General features: G+C 44.5%; 8 protein-coding genes. 2 read left to right on the top strand and 6 right to left on the bottom strand.

Translation table 11 applies throughout. The features are described 5' to 3' along the window. Positions 1–4: 4 nt before the first annotated feature. Positions 5–883, bottom strand: a complete 879-nt coding sequence (locus AB3N00_RS02295; RefSeq protein ID WP_413033113.1) for a carbohydrate ABC transporter permease — start codon at positions 881–883, stop codon at positions 5–7. Positions 884–898: 15 nt separating this feature from the next. After that, positions 899–1,849 (bottom strand): ABC transporter permease, encoded by a 951-nt coding sequence (locus AB3N00_RS02290; RefSeq protein WP_413033112.1) that lies wholly within the window; start codon positions 1,847–1,849, stop codon positions 899–901. A gap of 145 nt (positions 1,850–1,994) precedes the next feature. Between AB3N00_RS02290 and AB3N00_RS02285 the strand changes: the two genes are divergently transcribed. After that, the gene (locus AB3N00_RS02285; RefSeq protein WP_413033111.1) at positions 1,995–3,704 is read left to right on the top strand and encodes a sensor histidine kinase; all 1,710 of its coding nucleotides are present in this window, start codon (positions 1,995–1,997) and stop codon (positions 3,702–3,704) included. 8 nt (positions 3,705–3,712) lie between these two features. Then, positions 3,713–5,353, top strand: a complete 1,641-nt coding sequence (locus tag AB3N00_RS02280) for a response regulator transcription factor (protein WP_413033110.1) — start codon at positions 3,713–3,715, stop codon at positions 5,351–5,353. A gap of 230 nt (positions 5,354–5,583) precedes the next feature. On the opposite strand, the gene AB3N00_RS02275 is transcribed toward AB3N00_RS02280, so the two are convergent. The 4 genes from AB3N00_RS02275 to AB3N00_RS02260 form a co-directional block, all read right to left on the bottom strand. After that, positions 5,584–7,272 carry an extracellular solute-binding protein gene (locus AB3N00_RS02275; RefSeq protein ID WP_413033109.1) on the bottom strand — a complete coding sequence of 563 codons (1,689 nt, stop codon included), beginning with the start codon at positions 7,270–7,272 and terminating at the stop codon, positions 5,584–5,586. A 387-nt stretch (positions 7,273–7,659) separates the two neighbouring features. Beyond that, positions 7,660–8,373, bottom strand: coding sequence for a beta-glucanase (gene bglS, locus AB3N00_RS02270; RefSeq protein WP_413033108.1), 714 nt, complete (start codon positions 8,371–8,373; stop codon positions 7,660–7,662). A gap of 841 nt (positions 8,374–9,214) precedes the next feature. Further along, the gene (locus AB3N00_RS02265; protein WP_413033107.1) at positions 9,215–9,451 is read right to left on the bottom strand and encodes a hypothetical protein; all 237 of its coding nucleotides are present in this window, start codon (positions 9,449–9,451) and stop codon (positions 9,215–9,217) included. 342 nt (positions 9,452–9,793) lie between these two features. Next, complete coding sequence (locus AB3N00_RS02260; protein ID WP_413033106.1) at positions 9,794–10,351, bottom strand: 2'-5' RNA ligase family protein; 558 nt, start codon at positions 10,349–10,351, stop codon at positions 9,794–9,796. Positions 10,352–10,369 lie beyond the last annotated feature (18 nt).

The following is a 10,369-nucleotide window of genomic DNA, read 5'->3' as shown; positions in this document are numbered from 1 at the left end:
AGCGCTATTCCTTCACTGCCCCGATGACGATGCCTTTTACGAAAAAGCGTTGCAAAAATGGATATACCAGCAAAATAGGTAATGCCCCTATAAAGATTTGTGCTGCGCGAACGGTACGCTGGGAGACATTCTCCAGCATAGACGGGTCTACGTTGATTTTACTAAGATCCTGCTGCACGATAATGGTCTGCAGTAAGGAAGCAAGTGGATAATTTTTCACATCCGACATATAGATCATGCCGTCGAACCAGGAATTCCACTGACCTACCATGGTGAAAAGTGACAGCGTGGCGATCGCCGGGAGAGACAGCGGGACGTAGACCAGCACCAGCGTTTTGATATGACCAGCCCCATCCAGATAGGCAGCTTCCTCCAGTTCCTTGGGCAGACCACGAAAGAAGTTCATCATGAGAATCACATTCCACACGGACAGCGCTCCCGGCAGAACGAGAGCCCAGATCGTGTCCATAAGCCCCAGCTTTTGAATCAGAATGTAACTCGGAATCAGACCGCCGCTGAACAAAATTGTAAATACGAAGAACCATGTGTATATTGAACGACCCTTAAAGCTGATGTCTTCCTTCGAGAGTGGAAACGCTGTAATCAGCATGATCACCATGCCGATGAGAGTCGCAATGACCGTTCGTTGGACCGAGACCAGCAAGGAGTTAATAAAATTGGAATTGCCGAATGTTTTTACATACGCGTCTGTGGTGAACCCGATCGGCCAGAAGCTGACAAGATTGGATGAGGCCGGCGCCATGCTGCTGAACGAGACAGCCAAAATATGAATGATAGGCAGTATGCAAAGCAGTGATAATACGCCGAGAAAAATATAATTGGCAACGCTGAAAATTCGATATCCTTTTGTTTTGTAGTACAAGCCCTTTTCTCCTCTCTAGAACACGCGATAGTTAGCCAGTTTGTAAGCGAGTCGATATGAGATGACGATCAGAATGGTCGCTACCACCGATTTGAATAACCCTACAGCTGTGGCAAAACTCATCTTGCCGTTCAGGATACCAAGTCGATAGACAAACGTATCAATGATGTCGCCTTTGTCATACACAAGTGGATTATACAGGTTAAAGACCTGATCAAATCCGGCATTCAGAATGTTACCGATTGAAAGTGTCATGAGTACGATGGTAATCGGCATCAATGCAGGGATCGTTATATGCAGCGTCTGCTTGAACCGGTTTGCTCCATCCACTTCTGCCGCTTCGTACAATGCCGGGTTTATACCGGAGAGAGAAGCCAAAAATACGATCGTACCGAAGCCAAATTCTTTCCAAACATCACTAACAATCAGTGTTATCCGAAACCATGTTCCATCGCCCAGGAAAAATATCGGGTCGCCTCCCAGCGCAACGACGAGTTTGTTCACCATGCCTCCTTGCGGAGAAAGAATATCCAGCAAAATTCCACCCAGGATGACCCAAGAAAGAAAGTGCGGCAGATAAACGAGTGTCTGACTGACTCTTTTGAAGGCAACCAGTCGTACTTCGTTTAACAGGATGGCGAACAGGAATGGAGCAATTAACCCTGCAATAATTTTGAAAAATGCAATCACCAGCGTGTTCCAGATCACTTGCCCCACATCCGGATACAGGAACAAATATTTGAAATTATCCCAACCTACCCATTTCGATTCGGTAAATCCCAGGTAAGGCTTGAAATCCTGAAAAGCAATAACGATGCCTCCCATTGGTATGTACTGAAAAATAATGGCCAGCATAACCGCCGGAACAAGCATCAAATGCAAGGACCAGTTTCGCTGCATATTCCAACGCTGTTTTACCTTGATGGCCCGCCGTTTGCGCGGCGTCTCTAACGTATGTTCCTTCACCCCAACATCCCCCATGTTATAAATTTTGTATTTTACAAGTGCGCGTGAACTTGTATATTAAAATTATAGCAACGGCCATTTGCGATCTATATCCTAATATTGCAACAACGATAACAATATTTTAATGAGTTGAGGAGGTTGAGCGTTGTTCGCCCGTCTGAATGTCTTCACCAAGATCACGTTGCTGTTCGTCGTGCTGCTGGTTCTGGTCCTGTTTCTGTACACGTATTCAAACAGAGAAAGCGTGCGTGTGATTGAACAAGAGATCCAGAATAATACGATGAATCACCTATCCACTTTTGCCGACTCAGTAGAGTCCAACATTTACCAACTATCTTTATACGGCATGTCCATTGGACAGGATTCCAGCATTCAGGAGTACCAGCGGCCGGACTATAAAGATATTCCTTATGAACGTGTCAAGGTAGGCAGTGCCATTCTGGAAAAGATGAATCTGTATAATGCGGCAAGCAAATGGCATTCAACAATTACGTTGTATTTTCCGCGCTTGCAAAAAGTCATCTCGACCGATTATTATGCCTACATTCCGTATAGTGAAGATGAATTCAGCCAACCGCTATCGAAGTCATGGACGTACACGCATAACCAGTTTGAGTGGTACACGACGGACCCGACCACAGCGAGCATCAAGCCGGACAAAGCCCGATTAATTACCAAGATCAGTTTTCCTGTGCGTCATTTAACGGCGATGCTGGATCAGAACAAGTTAAATAACAAGGGGGATCCCTTCATGTTTCACCCCGAACTTGGCCTGATCAGTAATAGCAGCGGGAGTGACACCTTGGATGCAGTTCAAACCAAACTGCAAGAGACGGATCTGCAAGGTAAAGGCGGTTTCACCGCCAACCTGAACCAAACCGAGTACTATGTCTCTTATATCCAATCCGGCAGTCTGGGATGGTATTATGTCGATTATGTTCCGATGCAGCAGATTCTGAGACCCATTACGAGCAGCCGCAATCTCTTTTATGCTTCCATCGCTGTACTGATTGCCATGAGCATCGTAGTATTATATGTCTTGTACCGGAGTGTTCAACTCCCGCTTCTACAGCTGGTAAAAGGAACAAATCGTTTGTCAACCGGCGACTTTTCCGTTCGTTTGCATCATTCGTCCCGGAATGAGTTCAGCCTGCTGTTTGCACGATTTAACATTATGGCCCAGCGAATACAGGAGTTAATTGAAAATGTGTACGAGGAACAGCTGAGAAGACGTGAGGCCACGCTGAAACAGTTGCAATCGCAGATTAATCCGCATTTTCTGTACAACTGCCTCTTCTATATCAAAAACATGGCCCGGATGAAAAACGAAAAAGCGGTTGTGGCCATGGCACTGAATTTGGGTGAGTATTATCGATACATAACAAGATCGGAGAAGGACCAGACCACGATCAAGGAAGAGCTGGCAATGGTCAAAAATTACTTGGAAATCCAGGCGTTGAGACTGGAGCGGATGCATTTTACAATCGATGTACCTGATGCAATGTTGGGCAAAACCGTACCCAGACTCACACTTCAGCCAATCGTTGAGAACGCTATCATCCATGGCATTGAGCCACGATCCGAGGACGGTTATATTACCATTCATGCGAATTACAAGGACGACATGTATAGGATTACCGTTGAAGACAGTGGACGTGGCATGACGGATGAACAGCTGGATCAATTAAAGAGCAACCTGCTGAAACCGCTGGATGAAAATATGGGCTGCGGTACTTGGAACGTACATCAGCGTTTGTACTTTTTGTATGGTGAAGGTGCCGGATTAGAATATGAACATTCGCCCAGTGGCGGAGTGAAAGTAAATATCAGATGGCACGATAATCTTAATGAGTAGGTGACAACATGTTACAGATTTTATTGGTTGACGATGAGAAATCGGTTGTGGAAACGTTAGCTGAAACGATCCCGTGGGAAAGCTGCGGCATTGGCACGGTTCACGAAGCTTTATCTGGCGCGGTCGCGCTGGAAATCATGGAAAATCACGATATAGATATCGTCATGACCGATATTCGCATGCCGGAGATGTCCGGCATTGCGCTGATCACGACCATTCACGAACGATGGCCGCATGTGCAGACCATTCTGTTATCGGGATACGCCGATTTCGAATATGCCAAGCAGGCGATGGCACAGGAAAGCTTCGACTACCTGCTTAAGCCTGTCAGCGATGAAGACCTGATCGAGACCGTACAGCGTCTCGTGGACCGCATTAAGCAAAAATGGCAAACCGCTGCGTCGTACCAACGTGCTTTGCATGCGTTTCAGGACCATCTTCCTCTTCTGCAATCGACCATGCTTCACGAACTGCTCACGGGCAAAACCTATTCTCCGCAAGCATTGACGGACAAGCTTGAGTTGCTGGAATTGCCCTACTCGGTCGGTGAGGAATTGGGCATGATGGTGATTCGTATGGAGGAACACTTGTCCGAGATGGGACAACGTGATCTGTCATTGATGGAATACGCAATATGCAATATCATCAGCGAAGTAATGCAGCATCATTTTCACATCTGGCACACACGGGATGTTCACGATTATCTTGTCGTTCTGGCAAGTGTTAAGCATGCCGCACCGACAGGGTTGACCAAGGATGAAAAACCGCAAGCACTGCTGGAGCATTATGCAACCCAGATTCAAACCAATGTACAGCTCTACTTGAAAGGAGCCATTTCCATCTCGGTCTCTCATTGGGGCAAGTTTCCTGACGACATCGGGGAAATCTACGAGGGAGCGGTACGCTCCATGCGAAAGCGGATGGGTCAGGCACGTGGCCTGTTCGTGACCGCTTCGGATGATCCGGATGTACATCCACTGCCGGCCATCCGTTCCCTGTACAAGCCGCCCACACTGATCAGTCTGCTGGAGGCCGGACGCTTCGACGATGTGGAGCAAAAAATCGAGGTGATTTTCGAAGAACTGCTGCAATCTGGGGAACATCATGATATCGCGGAAACGACCATTGAAGTGTATCACGCCTTGGCTGGAGCGTTCGCTTATATCATTCACAAGAACGGCAAACAGATCTCTTCCGTCCTGCCTACCGAAACGTATCGATACTTTCAGGCACCGAGTTATGCAACCGCACAGCAGCTAAAGGACTGGTCTATCCGGGCGCTTCATACGATCAGTGAGGACGCAGAACAAGAGCTGAAGGACAATCACAGTACGATCGTGCGCAGTGTCAAAAGCTTTGTGGACCATCACCTCGCTGGTGATGTCTCCTTGCCCGCTATAGCTGAGCATGTTCACCTTCACCCGGTGTATTTGTCCAAGGTGTACAAAGCAGAGACCGGAGAAGCTCTTACAGCTTATGTGTATCGGTTACGAATGGAGAAAGCGGCCTATTACTTGCGTTCATCCAGCGAAAAGGTATTTGAGATTGCCGAGCTTGTCGGGTATAACAATACCGCTTATTTCATCCGGGTATTCAAAAAATTCTATGACGTGACACCGCAAGAATACAGAGAAAATCTGCCCGTTTGATAGAGCAAGGAACCGAAGCCAGGCTGTCCTGTTCCTTAGACTGCCCAGGGTTTGGAATGTTTTCATTCCAACCACTTCTCTTCTTCCGATTTCGCTGTCATGCACCACAAAGACTGCCAAAAGGCATTGCCGGAATGTTCTCCAGCAATGCCTTTTTCATTTTGTTTGACCGTCCTGATGGATGGACTTGCTCTTACTCCTGAGCCTGTTTTGCGACTAAACTCCGCTGTTTATTTACCGCTCGTTACGGACTGATACCACTCGTTCACTTCCTGTGTAATCTGATCCCCGCCGGAAGATTTCCACTTCTCTACAAATCCATCAAATGCGTCTACCGAAGCTTTGCCGTAAACAATCTGTGAGAACAAATCTTTCTCCATTTTGGACAGAATATCGTTGTTCATCTGCATCGTCATGGTTGGAGCGCCTGTGAACATTTGGTTGTAGACAATGTCTTTTTGATCCAGAACAATTTTGGCTGCTGCGAGCATCGGCTCCGGCACACCGGATTTAATTTTTCTCTCGAAAGGTGTTATTGCTTCTTCCCCGCTTGCGAGCTTGGCTAGTGTCGTCATGCTCAGGTTTGGAATTCGCGCACCGTCGAATGTCAGCGTGTACTTCTCAGGTGCATAACCACCGGTTACACTGGCATCTGTGGAAGGTTTGCCGTCAACCATAGCCCAGTCATATCCTTCCGCGAAGCCATGTTCGAACTCATCGCCTTCTTTTGGATTCGCATAGTGGTCAAACAGGTAGTTCTGATAGGTGAAAAATGCTTCCGGGTTCTTCATGTCCTTGTTAATCAGGATCACGCCGTTACCGTTGGAAGTACCATGTCGGCCTGCTTTGCCGTCTGGTCCTTCCGGGATGGGATAAGCTTTGTATTCAGCTTCCGGATTATTTTTCTTCACATCCTCCAGCGGCCATGATGGCATCCAGTGAGGTCCTACAACAATACCTGCTTTACCAGCCGTAAATTCTTCAGCAGCTTTGGTCTCATCATAGACGCCCGCTTCTTCTGGAATATATCCTTTGCTCATCCAGTCCTGCAGTGTAGCCAGAGCCTGTTTTGCACCTGGTGTGACAGAGCCATATTCAAGCTTGCCCTCTGCGTTCAGATTCCATTGATTCGGCATTGTGCCGTAAGCTCCGAAAATCCAGCCGGCATCGGACATCCAGGTGTTCAGCCAGTTTTTGAATCCGATCGTCAGACCGTACGTATCTTTTTTGCCGTTTCCATCCGGGTCTTTATTTGTAAACGTTTCCATGATTACTTCGAGATCACTTAATGTCTCCGGTGCTTTCAGATTGAACTGTTTCATCCAGTCTTCCCGAATCCACATTACCGGATCACCGTTATACGCGTAATCGAGAATGGGAATACCGATTCGTTTGCCGTCCTGCATATACGGATACCATACGGTAGGATCTTCATTAACGGCTGCTTTCCAGGTATCACTCGCATATTTATCGAACAATTCTCCAGCATCGACGAATTTGCCTGTCTCGATCAGCTCGCGAACCAGATTGAACTCCCCGCGATACGAGATAATATCCGGCATCTCTGCATTGGAAGCAAGTGACAGGCGCAGCTTGGTTTCGAATGCATTATTGGTGGAAGGTGAAACCCATTGATTTTTCAATTCAATACCGAGCTTGTCTTTGGCCCATTTCGTGTGCACATTGTTGTCTTGATCCTCACCCGATTTGAACTTCACATCCGGACCCCACGGCCGCAAGTAGGTAATGCTGACGGGTGGATCATATTTACCATCCTTCATCTCCAGTGCTGGGCTTGGCGTGCTTGGCGCAGCTTCCTTACTCTGCCCACTCGTGCTGCACCCACTGAGAACTGCTGAAAGCGCGAACATTCCTGCGAGTGCTAAACCGCCTATCTTTCTTTTTTTGCTAGTGTTCAACCTTTGCTCCCCCTGTCTATGTAGTAATGTTGTTTACAGAATCCATCATAATGAATGATCCATATGTATGCCCATACTAATATTACAACATTTATTGCATTAATTTAGGATATTGGAAAATGGATATGAATGTTGCATTAGTGCAATGTTGCTCTAAAATATAAAACATGAAATGCAAAAATATCAGCCAAGCATGGACTTACCCCACCATTGTTGGTCATGTCCTCGTCCGTTTTATACTGAATGGAGATATTGATGCTTGACTGACGCCATGCGAGGAAAGGACGCTGCTCCAAGCCAAACCCTTTTTTTAAAAAAAAGAGGCAAGCGGAGTACACAGCTCTCCTCTTGTCCTCTTCGTGCTTCAACTTTTTTCCGCTTATCGTGTTAATTACTCGTATATTTCACCCAATCATATTCCGCATGCAGCGGATTGGCTCCGTTATATGATCCAAGCCAGTCATCCACACCGGTTCCGTTCCAGATATTCATCATGATTTTACCTGGTGTCTTGGGAATGTTGGTTGTGGCCGTATGTTTCAGAACGCCATCTACGTACCACTTGATATGGCCTGGCTGCCAATCGAATGCGTACGTGTGGAAGCCCTGGGATGCATCAAAACCCAAGTTAATGATCTTCTCATGCCCGCCGATACCATTGGTGTAGTAATTGAACTGTACCTTGGTCGTGTCCTTCCCCAGGAATTCAATATCAATCTCATCCCACTGCGTGCCGTGAGCAGGACCGGTATAGGTGAAAAAAGAAGAGACAATGCCAGTGTTTTTGGCAGGTTTCATACTCACCTCGTACAGACCGTATCCGTAAGAATTGGTTGAACGATATTCACCGCAATCAAATTTGTTGTAGGAAGAGCTGGTCAAGCTCAGTTTAAGTTTACCGTCGTTCGTAAAATTCACATTGTTCCCTCGCCAGGTACAGTTAAACATGGAACCGTTGGAGTATCCATCCGCCTTTTGCCATGTGCTCGGGTTGTGGTACGTTAGCGGCTCCCAAAATACATACCCCGCGAAAGCGCTTAGTGAAATAAACAATGAAACCACTCCCGAAATCATTAACGTCATCCATGTCTTTCTTCTCATCATACACCTCCAATCGAATTCACTCATTATAAATAAAGCGCTTACATGAGTGTTGTTTCCATTTTATATGCTGCACCTGGAGCGAACTATAGCAAACTTTAAATAATGAATATTCATTTTTAAAGATACTTCCTTCAAACGCTGATTTGCCGATACGCCCATTTTTCCTTTACCTACAAACGGATCGTCCATCTTGCTTTAATTGCCACTAAAATACCCCTTAGAATTTCATAGGTTAAACCCAGGGTTTTTCCAATGTCATTCTAAGGGGCTATTCATTGAAAGACTGAGGTCTTTGATTTAACTGCCGTTTCTCGTTAGTACAATATCTCATTGATATAGAGTTTTTCTCTTGAGTCCAAACAATGAAGCTATGGATAAAACTAGTCCAATTAATAAAAAAAGTGTCCTATGGTCATAAGCAATCATTATAACAAATTCCTTTGTGTTCAAAGGCCCTGAATTTGATCCATGACTATATGGGAAGGGAAGGAAGAGAGGTATAGACGCAATAAAAACAAGTAAGGCTCCAATCAGTAGTGAGAATATGAATGCAATATTTCTCAACATGATATCCCCTCTAACCTTTTAATAATTATGACATTAGTGCTCTGCTAACAATCTGGCTCCATTCTAAAAGATCCATACATTTTTCAGTAAGTTTTATTCCTCTATCCATTCGTTTAGCAAATTCAAAAGTGGTTTGTTATTGAATATAATACATATATCCCCTTTCCTTTCTTTCTGACAGTACAAGCCCTACCTCCTCCAATAAGGAGAGAGGTTTAGCTAGCCGCTTATCGTGCAATGGAAAGATGTGCTTCATTATGAGAAGCTTTAGCTACCGTGTGTATTTTTCTATATCGTCTATTCTAGATTGTGACTCTCTTCTATAATGATCTTCATATTGACGAACGTCATTCTTTAATTTTACTATGAATCCCCACCCCGTAAAGACAAGTAAAAGCACGGTGATCAGAGCATAAGCGAAACTAAATTGATTCATGTAAAAATTGATAAAAATCACAGCCAACATCAATCCTAAGATCCACAATACCCATTTAGTACTCTTTTTCAAATCATCTTCCTCCTTGAACTATTTCCTTATTTACCCTATTATGTATCATATTAAATACGATACAACTAATAAATGGTTTCAATTCAAGAATTTGAAGATTAACGCTCTCAAAGTCTTATGAGTTCAATAACTAAGCAATAACGTTATTTCTATGCACTGTAAACCACTATAAATTTACCAAAAGAGTACTGTTGAATATTTTCAATAAGTATTATGCTATCCTGCCCGTTAGTCGAGCAAAAGCAGCCGATCACTTTGATCAGCTGCTTTCTTGGTTATTGAGTTATTGTCTCCCGTTAGCTAACTTGCTCTGGGTCGTGATACTTTAGTTATATTGTAATTTTAGACAATGCCCAAAGCTTTCATATGAATAGATGGTGACTTTATACATTTATTATTTTCGTATATTGCTTTGATTACTGATACTTCAACGATTGTGGCACTTATTCTTTCGATTCTTTTCGTGCAGTAAGACATTGCTTCTTTTAAGTTCTCATCGTTTAATCTGTTTGCTATTGTACAGTGAGGTATCCAGTTATTCGGAAGATATTGAGACTCAGCATTCATTCGATATTTTTCAAAGAAACTGTGATGATTATCATGAAGCGTTATAAACTCTTTGGAAGGAACAGGCGCAAGGAATAAAATCCCCGTGTTCAAGAAGGTTCCTAACGAGCTCATTGTGATTGAAAGTTGTTTTTTAGATTCATAAAAACAGTCAAAATCGCTTATGAATTGCTCGATATCTACGTCAGAGTTATAACCTGCTATCGTAATGTGAGGTCGCCTATCTCGTACTTCCTCTGCATATTTAGAAACTGCATTATCGCTCAACTCTTTCCAAACCTGCTTTATATAGAGCTCTGTATTCTGGTCAAAATGAGCAACTACTCCGAACACTTCTATACACCACCTTAA

The organism is Paenibacillus xylanilyticus (assembly GCF_047246825.1).
GTDB classification, from domain to species: domain Bacteria; phylum Bacillota; class Bacilli; order Paenibacillales; family Paenibacillaceae; genus Paenibacillus; species Paenibacillus xylanilyticus_B.
This window is presented reverse-complemented; position numbering and strand designations above follow the sequence as displayed.

Bases quoted from the DNA above. Each gene is read 5' to 3' on its own strand.
- AB3N00_RS02280 (WP_413033110.1), top strand. From the start codon at position 3,713: ATGTTACAGATTTTATTGGTTGACGATGAGAAATCGGTTGTGGAAACG.
- bglS (WP_413033108.1), bottom strand. From the start codon at position 8,373: ATGAGAAGAAAGACATGGATGACGTTAATGATTTCGGGAGTGGTTTCA.